The organism is Roseibium sp. LAB1, from assembly GCF_054658235.1.
Genome location: NZ_BAAGIB010000003.1, coordinates 228004 through 243144 on the forward strand (window position 1 = coordinate 228004; position 15141 = coordinate 243144).

A 15141-nucleotide genomic window follows, 5' to 3' on the forward strand; every position below is an offset into this window, starting at 1 on the left:
GAAGGCAAGGAGAAGAAGACGATGGCGAGGAAAAAAAGCGTCCCGGACATGTTCGATGTCGTGATCGCAGGCGGCGGCTATGTCGGTCTGTCGCTGGCGGTGGCGCTGAAACAGGGGGATGCCAGCCTCACCTGTGCCGTGGTCGATCCCAAGCCGATGGACGATCTGCACAAGGACCCGCGCGCCTCAGCCATCGCTGCGGCCGCTTCGCGGATGCTGTCCCAACTCGGCATCTGGCAGAAGATTGCGGGCGAGGCTCAGCCGATCAACGAAATGATCGTTACCGACAGCAAGCTTCGCGATGCGGTTCGGCCGGTGTTTCTGACGTTCGGCGGCGAGGCGACAGAGGGCGAGCCCTTTGCCCACATGATGCCGAACGGCGTGATGATGCCGGCGCTCTACAAGGCTGCCAAGGCACTTGGCGTCACCTTTTTTGCGCCTGGAACCGCCGAAACCTTCCGCAGCCATCCCGATCATGTGGATCTGGTGCTGGAAGACGGCACGCTGTTGAAAAGCCGGTTGCTTGTTGCGGCCGACGGTGTGCGCTCTCGCCTGCGCGACCTTGCCGGTATTCGTACGGTCAACTGGGACTACGGCCAGTCCGGCATCGTTACCACGGTCAAGCATGAACGGCCGCACAACGGCCGGGCAGAGGAGCATTTCCTGCCTGCCGGGCCATTTGCCATCCTGCCGCTGCCGGGCAACCGGTCGTCACTGGTGTGGACGGAAAAGACGGCAGATGCCGACCGGCTGATTCGGTCAGACGATTTTACCTTCGAGCTGGAGCTGGAGCGACGCTTCGGCCATCACCTCGGCACACTGGAGCTGGACGGGCCGCGCCGTGCCTATCCGCTCGGACTGAAGCTGGCACGCGATTTCGTGAAGCCGCGCTTCGCCCTGATCGGAGACGCTGCCCACGGCATTCATCCCATAGCTGGTCAGGGGCTCAATCTGGGGTTCAAGGATGTCGCCGCTCTGGCCGAAGTGCTGGTGGACGCGCGCCGTCTCGGCCAGGATCTCGGCGGTTTCGATGTCCTGGAGCGCTACCAGCGCTGGCGCCGGTTCGACACGTTCCAGATGGGCGTTGTCACCGATGTGCTCAACCGACTGTTTTCCAATGACAATGACGTGTTGCGCGCCGTTCGCGATTTCGGGCTTGGTATTGTGGACAGGATGCCGGGCCTGAAAACACAGTTCATCAAGGAAGCTGCCGGTTTTGCAGGACCGGTGCCGAAATTGCTTTCCGGCGAACCAATCTGATAGGAGTTGGATCGGACCGTCTTCCACTCCGCAGGATTTCCATTTGATGATTGCCAATCCGGAGAGTTTCCCCGCCCACCGGTCGATACTGATTACGGGTTGTTCTTCCGGCATCGGAGCATCCGCGGCCCACATCATGCGCGGGCGCAACTGGCGGGTCTTTGCGACGGCCAGGCGCCAGGCGGATGTCGAACGCTTGAGAGACCTCGGCTTCGAAGCCTTTCGCCTGGATTATGAAGACCCCGGCAGCATTGAGGAGACCGCAGGCGAGGTTCTGCAGCGGTCGGACGGTGAGCTGAGCGCGGTGTTCAACAACGGCGCCTACGCGGTTCCCGGTGCGCTGGAAGATTTGCCGACAGAGGCACTGAGATCTCTTTTCGAGGCGAATTTCATCGGCTGGCACGATCTTACTCGCCGGTTGCTGCCGGCCATGCGCGCCAACAGGTCTGGACGGATCGTGCAGTGCTCGTCCGTGCTTGGCTTCGTGGCACTCAAATACCGCGGTGCCTACACGGCGTCCAAATTCGCTCTCGAAGCCTATTCGGACACACTTCGACAGGAGCTGAAGGGGTCTGGTGTCCATGTCAGCCTGATCGAGCCCGGCCCCATCGACACAAGGTTCACGGAAAACGCGCTGGCGAATTTTGATCGCTGGATCGGCGAGGATGGTCTGCAGGCGTCACGGCACCGTAAGACCTACGAGAAGCGCCGCATCCGGATGGAGGCGGGTGAACCTGGTCCGTTCAAGCTGCAGCCGGAGGCCGTGGTAAAACGGCTGGTACATGCGGTGGAAGCAAATCGGCCGAAAGCGCGCTATCATGTAACGGTTCCCACCACCGTCATGGCGGTGGCCAAACGGGTGCTGCCGACCAGCCTGCTGGACCGGTTCTGCATCTGGGCCGCCGACGGTGAGGAATAGCTGTCTGTCTACCGGCGACCGCGCCGGGCAGCGGTGAAACAAGGAAAACGAAATGGCAGATCTGATCAACTTTCTCATTCCCGTCGGCCTGGCCGCGGTTGCCATCGTGCTGCTGCTTGGCATCTGGAACATGTTCCGCCACGGACCGGCCAACCGGTCGCAGCTTCTGATGCGCTGGCGCGTCGGCCTGCAATTCCTGGTGATTGTGCTGGTGATGGGCGGTCTCTACTTTTTCGGCGCAGGCCACTAAGAAAAATAATCGGACCATTCTGGAGGGACTGGGGGCACCATGGTTGTTCTGAACAAGATCTACACAAAGACAGGCGACGACGGCACGACGGCGCTGGGATCTGGAGAGCGGCGCCGGAAGAGCGACCTCAGGATTGAGGCCTATGGCACGGTCGACGAGACCAACTCCGTGGTTGGCCTGATTCGCCTTCAGACAGGCCAGTCGGCTCCGGAGGTCGACCAGGTGCTCGGCAGGATCCAGAACGACCTGTTCGATCTTGGGGCCGATCTCGCAACGCCGGAAACCGGCGAGGACCTGGGGTATGAACCGCTTCGGATCACCGACGCGCAAGTCACGGCGATCGAACAGGCGATTGACGTTCTCAACGCCGAGCTCAAGCCCTTGCGCTCCTTCGTCCTGCCGGGCGGCAGCCCGGCTGCTGCTCATCTGCATCTCGCGCGCACCGTTTCGCGCCGGGCAGAACGGCTGATGGTGGAACTGGCGGCCCGCGAACAGATCAATCCGGCCGCGGTGCGCTACATGAACCGTCTGTCGGACTATTTCTTCGTTGCCTCGCGGTATCTCAACGACAAGGGCGAGCAGGACGTTTTGTGGGTGCCCGGGAAAAACCGCTAGGTCAGTTCCCCTTGCCGGAGGCCTGGCGCTGAATGTTCATTCCCCTTCACGATCACAATCGACTGGTGCATGTTCCCCGTCCTTACGTGAACCTCGCCCTGATCGCCGCCAACATCCTGATTTTCCTGTTGTATCAGAGAGCAGGTGCCCAGCAGGCGGTGGCCGCGTCATCCTATTCCTACGGACTGATCCCGGTTGTCCTGTTCGATATCCGGGATCTGTCACCGGAATTGCAGATGCTGCCGGACTGGATGTCGGTGGTCACCTATTCGTTCCTGCATGGCAGCTTCATGCACCTGATCGGCAACATGCTGTTCCTGTGGGTGTTCGGCGACAATGTCGAGGATGCCATGGGGCATCTGCGGTATCTGGTCTTCTATCTGCTGTGTGCCGCGGCCGGCGGGATTGCCTATGCATCCATCGACGTCAATTCCGACGTGCCGCTGATCGGGGCGTCCGGTGCCGTTTCAGGGGTGGTGGCCGCCTACCTGATGCTTCATCCGCGGGTGAAGGTCTGGGTGTTGGCGCTCGGCCGGATTCCCTTGCGCCTGTCTGCCATCTGGCTGTTGGGCGGCTGGATTCTCTACCAGATCGTCAACGCGGCGATTGCCTCCGATAGCGATATCGCCTGGATCGCCCATATCGGTGGCATGGCGGCAGGGGCCTTGCTGATCCTGTTTTTCCGGCGCAGAGGCGTGCCCCTGTTTGACCGGAATATCGCCTAGGCCACTGATCGAGGTTATGTGCCTGCCGCGTTGACAAATCGCGTCAGCTCTTGCGCCTGCTTCTCCATGACCGAGGGATCGTCGAACAGATGGGTCAGCAGCGATGCGCCCTGCAGAACGGTCAGAACGTGGAGCGCGTTTCGTTCCGCGTCCTGTTCGTCACAGCCGATTGCCTGAAATTCTTCCGCCAGCCAGACGAGGATATTCTTGAAGATCGCGGAGAGGTCGCCTGCCAGATCCCGGTCCTGCTTGCCAAGTTCCGTGCCGAGAGACCCTATGGCGCAACCGAACCGGCTCAACGCATCGCGATTGGCAAGGGTCATGCCGACAAAGGCGAGAACGCGGGCCCGGGGGTCTTCGATCCGGTCCCAGTCCGCGCGCATTTCGCAATACCGGTCGGACAGGGCGGAAATGACCCCTTTGGCGACATCCTCACGGGTCTTGAAGTAATAATAGACACTGCCGACAGGAATATTCGCCGCCTTGGCGACTTCAGCCAGCGTTGTCTGGCTGTAGCCCTGTTCATAGATGATGCCGGCGGCAGCTTCGGTGATTTCCGCCTTCCGGTTCGATGCTGGTCTTGGCATGGTACCCTCTTGTCCTGCGCCTATCTGATGGCGTCCTTCGACACAGACAAGTTTCTAGTCAACTAACTACCTATAAATTCCGCGCGCCGTGCCCTGTCAAGCGCAACGCGGTGTCAGCGCAGCGGGCAAGACCGCAAATTCGTCTTGACTCCTCACCGAATTCGAATCTAGTTAGATAACTAGCTATTAATCGAACAAGCCAAAAATCGGGTTTGCAAAAACTGTCAGGCGGCTTTGGCTAACTGTTCACTCAAAGACGCCCCGGCCAAAGGGCCTGGGTCGCACCGGTACCTGTGGAGGACTTGAAATGGCCGACCTGTTTCCCGCCCATGACGAAACAACCGCGCCGGAAGACGCGCGTGAAGCTGTCGCATCCATGAAGGCCAGGCTGGGCTTTGTCCCGACCATGCTGGCGAAATTTGCCGAGGCCCCCGCCCTGCTGAAAGGCTACCAGGCCTTGTCGACGGTCTTTGACACCGCATCGCTCACTGCCGAGGAACGGCTGGTGGTGCTGATGACCACAAGCCGTCTGCACGGATGCGACTTCTGCGTCAGCGCTCACAGTTGGGGTGCGCGTCGTCAGGGACAGGATGCAGATCTGGTCGCCGCCCTGCGCAATGGAGAGGTTCTGGCTGACCGGAAGCTGGAAGCGCTTCACAGGTTTACCGAGAAGGTGGTCCTGCAGCGCGGTTCGGTTGGCACCGCGGAAACGGAGGCCTTTCTCTCAGCGGGGTACACGCCGCAAAAGGCACTTGAGGTTATCCTCGGCGTCGCTCTGAAAGTGATGACCAATTACACGAACGCACTTGCCAGCACCCCGCCAAACCCGGAGTTCGGCGAAGACCTGTGGGCGCCGGAAGCGGGCACGCCCCACGTTGCTGCCTGACACAACTTGACCCCTTGAACCTGGACTTTGACCCGGCGCGCAGCGCCATAGCTGACTGAACAAGGAAATCGGACATGAAGAGTCGTCTGGAACGATTGAAGACATTCGGAGCCTGGGCGCTTGTGACAGGTGCTTCGTCGGGTATCGGGGCCGAATTTGCCCGGCAACTGGCGGAAAACGGGTTCAACGTGGTACTTGCGGCGCGGCGGCAGGACCGTCTCGAAGCCCTCGGCGACACCTTGGAGCGAACCTATGGTGTTCAGACGCGCTCGGTATGCGTCGATCTCTCCGATCCGCAAGGCGTGCCGCATCTAGGCGGCGAAGTTGCCGATCTTGACATCGGTACGGTGATCTCCAACGCGGGCACCGGCAACCCGGGGCGGTTTCTGGATATCGACCACGACAGGCTGTTGGAATTGTTCAGGCTCAACGCCTTGTCCCACCTGAACATCGCACATCAATTCGGCAGGAGGCTGGCGAAAAAGGGAGGTGGCGCGTTGTTGCTGGGCGGGGCGATGGGTGCCGAGAACGGCATTCCGTTCATGGCCAACGATGCCGGCAGCAAGGCCTACGTCCAGAGCCTTTCACGGTCTCTGCACGTGGAACTGAAGCCGGCCGGGCTCCACGTTACGGTGCTGGTGATACCGCCGACGGATACCGAAGTGATCGACCAGTTCGGGCTGGATCGGGACAAGATGCCCATGAAGCCGATCACCACCACTCAATGTGTTTCGGAGGGGCTTGCTGCGCTGGAACGCAACAAGGCACTGTGTTTGCCAGGCACGAAAAACCGGATGATGCGGTCTTTGATCCCGGCATCGGTTGCGCGGATCATGATGGGGAAAATGATCGAAAAGACCCTGCTTTCGGTCAAAGCGCCCTTCAAGACAATGCCGACAGTGTAGAAGCTACGGCAGATCGTTGGTTCTAGGCTGCTTTCCAGACGGCATCAGGCGAGCGGCACGCAACACCCCTGCGGCTGATGGTTTGGCCGTCTGCCAACTTGATCCGTTCGCGGTAGGAGCGACAGAAGTCCCCGGATCTGTTTTTCCAGGTCTTGAGCGGAGTGACGGTGCCACTCGCGCCGCTTGCCGGGTTCTGCCAACTTCGGTCTTTCCCGGAGACGGTCTTTTCCAGCGCGGCCTGAAGTGTATTCTCCGCGCGGGACTTGTCGGATGCCCGCAATTTTGAAGCCCGTTTGCCGGTCTCAGCCGCGGGTTCCTGCAGGCTGGCAAGCGTATCCTGCAAAGACACGAAAGAGCAGCCTGCCAAGGTATTTGCGATAAGAATCAGAAAAATCGCCCCCTTCGGGACGCAAAACCCACTCAAATTCAAATTCGATCCCGCCTCTTGGATCTATTGCCAGCCGTTGGAGATAGCCTCCCGTTCTTCCCGCGCGCTGAGGGACCCACCAGAAGGCTCGCTGTCACCATTAAACTGGCGCTCGCCAAAGATGCGATCTAAAAAACCGCCTGAACCGGACTTTTGTGTGGCAGAGCTAAAAGAAGTTCGTTCTGACGAACCGCCGGACGACGATCCACCCGACGAAGAGCGGGAGGATGAAGGAGAAGAGGAGCCTCCGCTTCGACCGGAACGGCCTTTGCTTTCCGAGCTTCTTCCGGCCGATTTGTTTCCTGCCGAACTGTTGCCTTTGGAGCTTTTTCCGCTCGAACTGTTACCAGTTGAGCTGCCGCCGCCTGAGTCGCCGCCGCCCGTACGGCTGCCACCTGCGTCGCCACCACCGGAACTGCTGCTACCGGAGCTGTCTCCGCCGGCACTCTTGCTTCCGCTGTCGCCGGATTTTCCATCGCCGCTGTCGCCGCCGCGATCTTTACTACGTTCACCATGCGAATCTGCGGCCGCGGCAATGCTGTCCTTCATGTCGAACAAGGGGCTGAAGTAGACAAGAGAGAACACCATTGCCGCAGCTGCAACACCCGGCAGCATGCGAAACATCGCAGAGAGGCGGTCTTGCAATGTAATCTGGCGGGCGCGTTTCATTGGATGCGGTTTCAACTCGAATTAGATGGCTTTTTGAGGTCGAAGAGAGCGGTTTCACGACCTTCGCACGCATAACACCTGGGCAATCTTTGTTCTTCCCGAAGATAGTCTAAAAAAAGTCGGGATCAAAAGGTCTCCTCAGGTGTTGTCACGCTGAGAGCGGTTTTGCGGAGAACTCCTTGCCTGAAGATACGTTAAAGACGGAGATGATCCGTCTGCTCCCCAAGCTGAGGAGTTTTGCTTTAAGGCTGTGCCGGAATCCGGATCAGGCAGACGATCTGGTGCAAATGACATGCGAACGTGCAATCAGGTCGCTCGACCAGTTCGATCCGGCAACCCGGCTGGACAGCTGGATGTTTCGGATCTTGCAGAACCTGTACTTCAATTCGGTTCGCGATACTGCGAACCGGGCCAGGTTGTTCGACCTTGCCATGCTGGATTTCGAGGAAAGCTACGATGGTGCCAAGGCGGCCGCCAGTAGCCTGGAGCTCCAGCAGGTTCAGGATTTCATTGGCGAACTGGATGACGACAACCGCGAGGTTCTTCTGAAGATCGCCGTCGAGGGCAGAAGCTACAAGGATGTGGCGGATGAACTCGGTGTTCCAATCGGAACGGTAACCAGCCGGCTAGCCCGTGCCAGGCTCAAACTGCGTGAGTGGCTGGATACCAACGACGCCCCGCAAGGGGTCAGGCTGCGCAGCATGCCAGGGGGTATGTGATGACATTTGACGAAAAGCGCGAACAGATCCTGCTTGCAAAGGACATAGGCAAGATTCTGGACGAGGAAGGTTCGGAAGAAGAGCGTGCGGCTTTGCTGCGCCGGATCGAAGCGACCGGCGACGGGCAGGATTTGCTCGAGCAGATGTCGAAAGACAACGTGCTCGTGCAAAAAGCTGTCTCCGCACCGGTGCCGGACGAGTCCATGGCACGGTTCGAAGCCCTCATCGACAGGGAATTCGCCAAACGCGAGGCTCCTGCTCCCCGTCATGCGCATGGTTCCTGGACAGGAATGCTGGTCCAGATCGCAGCCGCGCTGGTGATGGTTGCCGGTACCTTCGGTTTCACCACCTACTGGATGCAGACGCGGATGGACAATGCCGTGTCCTCTCTTGCCGCCCATATGGAGACCGAACGGATTCTCCTGGCACAGACTGTTCAGGAGGCGCTGGAAACGAAAGTCAGCGGTGAACCGGTTTTCGTCGGGCAGGAGGGCGACTGGAGCGAAATCCTGACGCCGATCAAGACCTACCGAAGCAAGAGCGGGCACTGGTGCCGCGAGTATCTCCGGCAGACCACGTTCAGCAAGCTGGATCTTTCCATTCGCGGAACGGCCTGCCGGGATGAGAACGGCACCTGGGTGACCGTGTTCGCCGAACCGGTCTCCGACAAGTTCTCACCGCAGACCCCCGGCATCTGACCGGGGATCCGTCAAAGAAAATCGACAGGTTGCCGCGCGTTGCCAGAACTGGTGCGCGCGGTTTCATTTTCCGGTTTCCGCCCCGGTTTTCCCCGCATTGTTGCGTTGCCGAACTATCATCATTGCGACGCATGTTTTTCCAAGCCCGGCAAATTGCCACCTTAGACCTTTTACCGCAATTGACAGCTGCCGTGTCGGTCAGTACCGTCCCCCGCCATGCGCCACGATTGGCTCAATTCTGCCGTTTGTAACCTAGCGTCATGAAGGCAGAGAGCCGGAGAATGCGGTGCGGTGAAAGCCGGCCCAGCAAGAGGTTGAGACCAAATGAAGATCCTCGTACCCGTAAAACGGGTCATCGACTACAACGTGAAGGTCCGTGTGAAGGCGGATGGTTCTGGCGTCGATCTTGCCAACGTCAAGATGTCCATGAACCCGTTTGACGAAATCTCCGTCGAAGAAGCCCTGCGTCTGAAGGAAGCGGGCAAGGCGAGCGAAGTGATCGTCGTGTCCGTCGGGCCGCAACAGGCCACCGAAACGCTGCGCACCGGCCTTGCCATGGGCGCCGACCGCGGCATTCTCGTGAAGACCGACGACACCACCGAACCGCTGGCAGTCGCGAAGATTCTGAAGGCCATTGTCGAAGCTGAAGAGCCGGGTCTCGTGATCCTCGGTAAACAGGCCATTGACGACGATTGCAACCAGACCGGCCAGATGCTGGCGGCTCTGCTTGGCTGGAGCCAGGGCACGTTTGCTTCCAAGGTCGACCTGGGCGACGGCACTGTGGATGTAACCCGTGAGGTCGACGGCGGCCTGCAGACCGTGAAGCTGAAGCTCCCGGCCATCGTGACCACGGACCTGCGCCTCAACGAACCGCGCTATGCGTCCCTGCCGAACATCATGAAGGCGAAGAAAAAGCCGATCGACGAAAAGTCCCCGGCAGATTTCGGCGTCGACACCACGCCGCGCCTTACCGTTGTCACCACCACCGAGCCGGCATCGCGCCAGGCCGGTATCAAGGTCGGTTCCGTTGCCGAGCTGGTCGACAAACTCAAGAACGAAGCCGGCGTCCTTTAAGGCCCGTCGCAGGAGGATAAGACATGACAACACTTCTTGTGGCCGAATACGCCGGCGGCGAACTGAGCGATGCAACGGCAAAGGCTCTGACCGCAGCCGTCGCACTTGGTGCCGACGTTCACGTCCTGGTCGCCGGCAAGGGCGTTCAGGGCGTTGCCGATGCCGCGTCCAAGCTCTCCGGCGTTGCCAAGGTCCTGCTCGCTGAAAGTGATGCGCTGGAGCACCAGCTCGCCGAACCGACCGCTGATCTGATCGTCGGTCTTGCAGGTGACTATGATGCCATCGTTGCTCCGGCAACCGCCAACGGCAAGAACACCCTGCCGCGCGTCGCGGCGCTTCTGGACGTGATGCAGATCTCTGATGTCACGGCCGTTGTCGACGCCGACACCTTCGAGCGTCCGATCTATGCCGGCAACGCGATCCAGACCGTGAAATCCGGCGATCCCAAGAAGGTGATCACCGTGCGGACATCGACGTTCGCGGCTGCGGAAGCAGGCGGTTCTGCTGCTGTCGAAACCGTTGCGGGCGCTGATGGCACGGGTCTGTCGGAATTCGTCGGCGAAGAGCTTTCCAAGTCCGATCGTCCGGAACTGACGTCTGCCAAGATCATCATCTCCGGCGGCCGTGCGCTTGGGTCTTCCGAGAAGTTCCAGGAAGTCATCATGCCGGTTGCCGACGCTCTTGGGGCAGCGGTTGGTGCATCGCGCGCCGCCGTCGATGCGGGCTATGCCCCGAACGACTGGCAGGTCGGCCAGACCGGCAAGGTCGTCGCACCGGATCTCTACATTGCCTGCGGCATCTCCGGTGCCATCCAGCACCTTGCGGGCATGAAGGATTCCAAGGTGATCGTCGCGATCAACAAGGACGAGGAAGCCCCGATCTTCCAGGTCGCGGACTACGGCCTTGTTGCAGATCTCTTCGATGTGCTGCCGGAATTGAAGGCTGCCGTCGAGTAACACCTGCGGCAAATTGATCACGGACCCCGGAGCGAATAACAGTTTTCGCTCCGGGGTTCTTGCTGTTCGGCGCAAGACTTGCCAAAAATAGCCGCAACCCGTCCAATCGGGATGTTTTCTAAAGATCGGATTTTCAGGATGGCAGTCGAAATCAAGAAAGTCGGCGTAATCGGCGCTGGTCAGATGGGCAGCGGCATTGCGCATGTATGTGCACTTGCAGGCTTCGACGTGGGATTGAGCGACCTCTCCATGGAACGGATCGAATCCGGTCTGGCTTCGATCAACGGCAATCTGGCGCGCCAGGTGTCCAAGTCCATGATCACCGAGGAAGAGCGGAATGCGGCGCTGGACCGCATCAAGGCCGCTGAGGACCTCGATCTTCTACGCGATGCAGATCTGGTGATCGAATCCGCCGTCGAGAACGAGCAGGTCAAACGCAAGATCTTCTCCCAGCTTTGCCCGATCCTGAAGCCGGAAGCGATCCTTGCGACCAACACGTCGTCGATCTCGATCACACGCCTTGCAGCGTCGACGGACCGTCCGGAGCGCTTTATCGGCATCCATTTCATGAACCCGGTTCCGGTCATGGAACTGGTCGAACTGGTGCGCGGCATCGCCACGGAAGACGAGACGTTCGAAGCGTCGAAAGGGTTCTGTGTCCGTCTCGGCAAACAGATTGCCGTGGCAGAAGATTTCCCGGCCTTCATGGTCAACCGAATTCTGCTGCCGATGATCAACGAAGCAATCTATACGCTTTATGAAGGTGTCGGTTCGGTCGATTCCATCGACAAGGCCATGCGGCTCGGGGCCAACCATCCGATGGGCCCGCTGCAGCTTGCCGATTTCATCGGTCTCGATACCTGCCTGTCGATCATGCAGGTGCTTTACGAAGGTCTGGCGGATACCAAGTACCGTCCATGCCCGCTGCTGGTAAAATATGTTGAAGCTGGCTGGCTTGGCCGCAAGACCCAGCGCGGGTTCTACGATTACCGCGGTGAACATCCGGTTCCGACGCGGTAAGCAGATCGCCGGAAGCTTTTTTAAGCAATGAACCTTGCCCGCTATTGCCTGACCAGCGCCGCCCCGGATCCGGACAAGACGGCGCTGGAACTGGTGGGCGCCGGTGGCGCACTTCTGGAAACCTGGAGCTACGGCACGCTGACGCGGGCTGTGCTTTCGGTTGCCGCGGGTCTGCGCTCCTCCAACCTCCAGCCTGGTGACCGCATTCTCCTCAGGATCGGCCATTCCAGCGACTTTCCCCTGGCCTTCTTCGGCGCGATCGCAGGCGGCTTTGTGCCGATCCCGACATCTTCCCAGCTCACCGCGTCCGAAGCTGAAGCGATCCTTGCCGACAGCGGCGCCCGGATGGTGCTTCATGACGGTCACACACAGCTTCCGCGAGCGGGCAGCGCCACTTTTCCGGGACCTGAGGCATTTGCCGAGCTGAAACAGACTGCGCCGGGAAATTTCGCAGACACCAAGGCCGATGATCCGGCGTTTCTTGTCTATACCTCCGGTACCAGCGGCACGCCGAAAGGGGTGCTGCATGCGCAGCGCGCGGCCAGCGCACGCAAGCCCATGTATGCGGGCTGGTATGGCATCGGTGCCGCAGACCGGCTGCTTCACGCAGGCGCCTTCAACTGGACCTACACGCTCGGCGCCGGACTGATGGACCCCTGGGCCAATGGCGCGACCAGCGTGGTCTATGACGGGCCGCGGGACCCGGATCTCTGGCCGGAACTGATGACACACACAAGCGCGACGCTTTTTGCAGCGGTTCCCAGCCTCTACCGGCGTATCCTGAAATACGGTGCAGTCACTCCGGCCTCCTTTCCGGACCTGCGTCATGGTCTGACCGCCGGTGAGGCGCTGCCGGCCGGGCTTTACCGCGAGTGGAAGGAACGCACTGGCCGCGAACTTTATGAAGCGCTCGGCATGAGCGAGATTTCGACCTATCTCTCCAGCAGTCCGGACGTGCAGGTGAAGCCAGGGTCGCCGGGCAAGCCGCAGACCGGCCGAAAGGTCGCCATCCTCAGCGAGGCTGAAGAGGCCGCGGTGCCGGTTGACGGGCCCGAGACAGGGCTATTGGCCATACACAGGGACGAACCGGGCCTGATGCTGGGGTACTGGAACCGCGCTGAGGAAACCGCGGCGGCATTCCGGGGCGACTGGTTCCTGACCGGAGATAGGGCGCGGCAGGATGAGGACGGCTATTTCTGGTATGAAGGCCGCGCCGACGATTTGATGAACGCCTTCGGTTACCGGGTGGCACCGGAAGAAGTGGAGCGGGTGCTTGCTGCCGATCCGCAAGTGCAGGAAGTGGCCGTGACGGCGGTGTCAGCGCGCGAGGGTGTCAGTCTGATTACCGCGTTCGTGGTACCGGCGGTGTCCGGTCAGCTGGATGCCGACCGCCTGGCCGCTCATGCCGCTGAGAACCTCGCGGAATACAAACGCCCCAAGGTTTACAAGGTGCTGGACCAGTTACCACGCACGCCATCCGGAAAGGTTCGGCGCAGCGTCTTGAGGGATGGCAACTGACGCATTGTTAACGCCTGATTAAGGGGAGGGGGTTAGGTTGGCCACAACCTCAGGAGTTATTGATGGACAGTGTTGGCATTGCCACCACATTCGTGGCCCAGACACAGGCACAGACAGCCCAGACTCTTCAGACAGAGATGATGAAGATGGCGGCGCAGCAGGACGCCAATCTGGTGGCGCTGTTGCAGCAAGGTGCCGACAATCTTCAGGCCCAGCAGGCGACGCCGCCTCCCGGCCTCGGCGGACGGGTCGACGTCAGCGCCTGATCCCGTTTCCTTTCCGATTTTGTTAACGGCTCGTGTGGATTTGCTCCACGCGGGCCGTTTTCGTTGTTGCTCCGGGCATCTTTTTTTGTGCCGGGCCGGAATCCGGCGTTTCGAAGCATCCTGCGAAAAGATCATGTCCTTCAGATAGTTATTATTCATTCCGTAAAGTTTTAACAAAAACTTTCTGATTAATTCAGTAATACAGTTAGCAACTACGAGAGTTGTTTTGGAAATTTACCTTTGAATTCAGGTATTTCATACAAGATGAAGTTTGAAATCGTATCCAAGGATTGGAACGACCATGCCTGAAGCAATAGGATATGGAGCATCCCAGGCGTATCAGCCGAACCAGGCCAACACGCGTGCGGGCCAGGTTGCAGAACAAGCCGAAGCGTTCAAGACCAAACGCTCCGAAGCCGCAGCCGTGATTGCGCAACGCCAGGCGAGTTTCAGCACGAACCGGGCAGAATTCCTGAGCCGGCAAGCTGAGCAACTGGAAAATCGCGCGGAAACGCGTCGGCTGGAAGATGGTGTCGGATTACAGGTCAACATCCTGGCCTGATGTGACGCATCTTCCGGATAAGCCGACTGGAAGCGTAAGACGAACGAACAAAAAGCCGAGTTGCCCGATTGCAAGGATGACGGGTGACCAACGGCTGCGGACAAGCCTCATCACCACGGCGAAGGAGTAACCCATCATGCCGAGTGCTATCGACAGTTCCTCTTCCTCGGCCGCCTATAGCGCCGCAAGTGTTCGCAGCGAGCTTGCTGCCAATGCGGTGAAAGACCAGAACCAGCAGGAACGTCAGGTTGCCGAACGGCTGCAGGAGGCCCAGGCAACCCAGGAAGAAGACCGGCGCGAATCCCGGCGAATTCCGGGTCTGGGCAACGCGGTCGATATCAGCGTCTGATCCGGCGGAGCATTGCCTCCACCGGTTTCGGAAGGTCCGTTGAGCTTAATATTATTGTGGCGGCAGCCGGACGTCAGGCGTCCGGGGGCGCCATTGCATTTTTGATAAGCGCCTTGGCCTCGCCGGATGCCCATTCCGCGGGACCGTACATCGTGCCGATCTCGCACCCTTTCGGGCTTACCAGAATGGTTGTCGGCAAACCGGTTGCCCTGGCGACCTTGCGCAGGTCCTTCAAAAGATCGTTCGAGCTGTCCTGATAAAAGGTCAGATTGCCGACGCCGACCTCGTCCAGAAAGGCTTTCGGTTTTTCCGGTCCGCCCCGGTCGAGATTGACCGCAACCACCTCGAAACTGTCGTCTCCCATTTCCGCCTGAAGCGCGTCCAGCGCCGGCATTTCCTTCCGGCAGGGGGCGCACCATGTTGCCCAGAGATTGAGGAGAACGGTCTTGCCGCCGAAATCCGACAGCGTGATCTGCTTGTCGTCCGGCCCCTTGAAAGTCAGGTGCTGAAGGTCCAGCGGCTGGCTTGCCGGCAGGAAGGCGGCGACCTCTCCGGTGGCAAATGGCTTGGCGGCGGCTGCAAAATCGAGCGCAGCCGAACAGCTTTGCGCACCGGCGATGTTGCCATTCGGTCCAGCGATCACGTATAGAGCCGCTACGGCGGCCACTGCGCCCGCAAGCCCGGCGGCAACAATGCCGCGTCTGTTGGTTTTCGCTGGTTCGGTTGGCTTTGTCAT

General features: G+C 59.8%; 20 protein-coding genes. 16 read left to right on the forward strand and 4 right to left on the reverse strand.

Annotation, left to right across the window (positions count from 1 at the left end; all coding sequences use genetic code 11):
- Positions 1-21: 21 nt before the first annotated feature.
- From ACYQ54_RS18975 to ACYQ54_RS18995, 5 genes are read left to right on the forward strand one after another with little or no spacing between them, the layout of a single operon-like run.
- Positions 22-1260, forward strand: coding sequence for a ubiquinone biosynthesis hydroxylase (locus tag ACYQ54_RS18975; protein ID WP_460085417.1), 1239 nt, complete (start codon positions 22-24; stop codon positions 1258-1260).
- Positions 1261-1306: 46 nt separating this feature from the next.
- Positions 1307-2179, forward strand: a complete 873-nt coding sequence (locus tag ACYQ54_RS18980; protein WP_460085420.1) for an SDR family oxidoreductase — start codon at positions 1307-1309, stop codon at positions 2177-2179.
- Between the two features lie 52 nt (positions 2180-2231).
- Positions 2232-2429, forward strand: a complete 198-nt coding sequence (locus ACYQ54_RS18985; RefSeq protein WP_460085423.1) for a twin transmembrane helix small protein — start codon at positions 2232-2234, stop codon at positions 2427-2429.
- 39 nt (positions 2430-2468) lie between these two features.
- Positions 2469-3044, forward strand: a complete 576-nt coding sequence (locus tag ACYQ54_RS18990; RefSeq protein WP_460085426.1) for a cob(I)yrinic acid a,c-diamide adenosyltransferase — start codon at positions 2469-2471, stop codon at positions 3042-3044.
- Between the two features lie 32 nt (positions 3045-3076).
- A complete protein-coding gene (locus tag ACYQ54_RS18995; RefSeq protein ID WP_460085429.1) occupies positions 3077-3769 on the forward strand; it encodes a rhomboid family intramembrane serine protease in 693 nt (230 codons plus the stop codon).
- Positions 3770-3783: 14 nt separating this feature from the next.
- On the opposite strand, the gene ACYQ54_RS19000 is transcribed toward ACYQ54_RS18995, so the two are convergent.
- Positions 3784-4356: a TetR/AcrR family transcriptional regulator gene (locus ACYQ54_RS19000; RefSeq protein WP_460085431.1), complete on the reverse strand. Its 573-nt coding sequence runs from the start codon at positions 4354-4356 to the stop codon at positions 3784-3786.
- Positions 4357-4663: 307 nt separating this feature from the next.
- Here ACYQ54_RS19000 and ACYQ54_RS19005 point away from each other — a divergent pair, with 307 nt between their 5' ends.
- Together ACYQ54_RS19005 and ACYQ54_RS19010 are read left to right on the forward strand one after the other, a co-directional pair.
- Complete coding sequence (locus ACYQ54_RS19005) at positions 4664-5242, forward strand: carboxymuconolactone decarboxylase family protein (RefSeq protein WP_460085434.1); 579 nt, start codon at positions 4664-4666, stop codon at positions 5240-5242.
- 74 nt (positions 5243-5316) lie between these two features.
- On the forward strand, positions 5317-6147 hold the full coding sequence (locus ACYQ54_RS19010) for an SDR family NAD(P)-dependent oxidoreductase (protein WP_460085436.1): 831 nt from the start codon (positions 5317-5319) through the stop codon (positions 6145-6147).
- Positions 6148-6169: 22 nt separating this feature from the next.
- On the opposite strand, the gene ACYQ54_RS19015 is transcribed toward ACYQ54_RS19010, so the two are convergent.
- Both ACYQ54_RS19015 and ACYQ54_RS19020 read right to left on the reverse strand, forming a co-directional pair.
- Positions 6170-6496 carry an RT0821/Lpp0805 family surface protein gene (locus ACYQ54_RS19015; RefSeq protein ID WP_460085439.1) on the reverse strand — a complete coding sequence of 109 codons (327 nt, stop codon included), beginning with the start codon at positions 6494-6496 and terminating at the stop codon, positions 6170-6172.
- 102 nt (positions 6497-6598) lie between these two features.
- Positions 6599-7243 carry a hypothetical protein gene (locus ACYQ54_RS19020; protein ID WP_460085441.1) on the reverse strand — a complete coding sequence of 215 codons (645 nt, stop codon included), beginning with the start codon at positions 7241-7243 and terminating at the stop codon, positions 6599-6601.
- 206 nt (positions 7244-7449) lie between these two features.
- Here ACYQ54_RS19020 and ACYQ54_RS19025 point away from each other — a divergent pair, with 206 nt between their 5' ends.
- From ACYQ54_RS19025 to ACYQ54_RS19065, 9 genes are all read left to right on the forward strand, one after another.
- Complete coding sequence (locus tag ACYQ54_RS19025) at positions 7450-7962, forward strand: RNA polymerase sigma factor (RefSeq protein WP_460085444.1); 513 nt, start codon at positions 7450-7452, stop codon at positions 7960-7962.
- Positions 7962-8660, forward strand: coding sequence for a hypothetical protein (locus ACYQ54_RS19030; protein WP_460085447.1), 699 nt, complete (start codon positions 7962-7964; stop codon positions 8658-8660). Before ACYQ54_RS19025 ends, ACYQ54_RS19030 begins: the two co-directional genes overlap by 1 nt.
- 324 nt (positions 8661-8984) lie before the next feature.
- A complete protein-coding gene (locus ACYQ54_RS19035) occupies positions 8985-9734 on the forward strand; it encodes an electron transfer flavoprotein subunit beta/FixA family protein (RefSeq protein WP_460085450.1) in 750 nt (249 codons plus the stop codon).
- A gap of 23 nt (positions 9735-9757) precedes the next feature.
- Positions 9758-10690, forward strand: coding sequence for an electron transfer flavoprotein subunit alpha/FixB family protein (locus ACYQ54_RS19040; protein WP_460085453.1), 933 nt, complete (start codon positions 9758-9760; stop codon positions 10688-10690).
- A gap of 138 nt (positions 10691-10828) precedes the next feature.
- On the forward strand, positions 10829-11710 hold the full coding sequence (locus tag ACYQ54_RS19045; protein ID WP_023002521.1) for a 3-hydroxybutyryl-CoA dehydrogenase: 882 nt from the start codon (positions 10829-10831) through the stop codon (positions 11708-11710).
- 27 nt (positions 11711-11737) lie between these two features.
- On the forward strand, positions 11738-13228 hold the full coding sequence (locus ACYQ54_RS19050; protein WP_460085456.1) for a class I adenylate-forming enzyme family protein: 1491 nt from the start codon (positions 11738-11740) through the stop codon (positions 13226-13228).
- A gap of 62 nt (positions 13229-13290) precedes the next feature.
- Entirely contained in the window at positions 13291-13494 is a 204-nt protein-coding gene (locus ACYQ54_RS19055; RefSeq protein ID WP_031270014.1) for a hypothetical protein, read from the forward strand.
- Positions 13495-13795: 301 nt separating this feature from the next.
- Complete coding sequence (locus ACYQ54_RS19060) at positions 13796-14056, forward strand: hypothetical protein (RefSeq protein ID WP_023002524.1); 261 nt, start codon at positions 13796-13798, stop codon at positions 14054-14056.
- A gap of 136 nt (positions 14057-14192) precedes the next feature.
- Positions 14193-14405 (forward strand): hypothetical protein, encoded by a 213-nt coding sequence (locus tag ACYQ54_RS19065; protein ID WP_460085459.1) that lies wholly within the window; start codon positions 14193-14195, stop codon positions 14403-14405.
- Positions 14406-14478: 73 nt separating this feature from the next.
- On the opposite strand, the gene tlpA is transcribed toward ACYQ54_RS19065, so the two are convergent.
- On the reverse strand, positions 14479-15141 hold the full coding sequence (gene tlpA, locus ACYQ54_RS19070; RefSeq protein ID WP_460085462.1) for a thiol:disulfide interchange protein TlpA: 663 nt from the start codon (positions 15139-15141) through the stop codon (positions 14479-14481).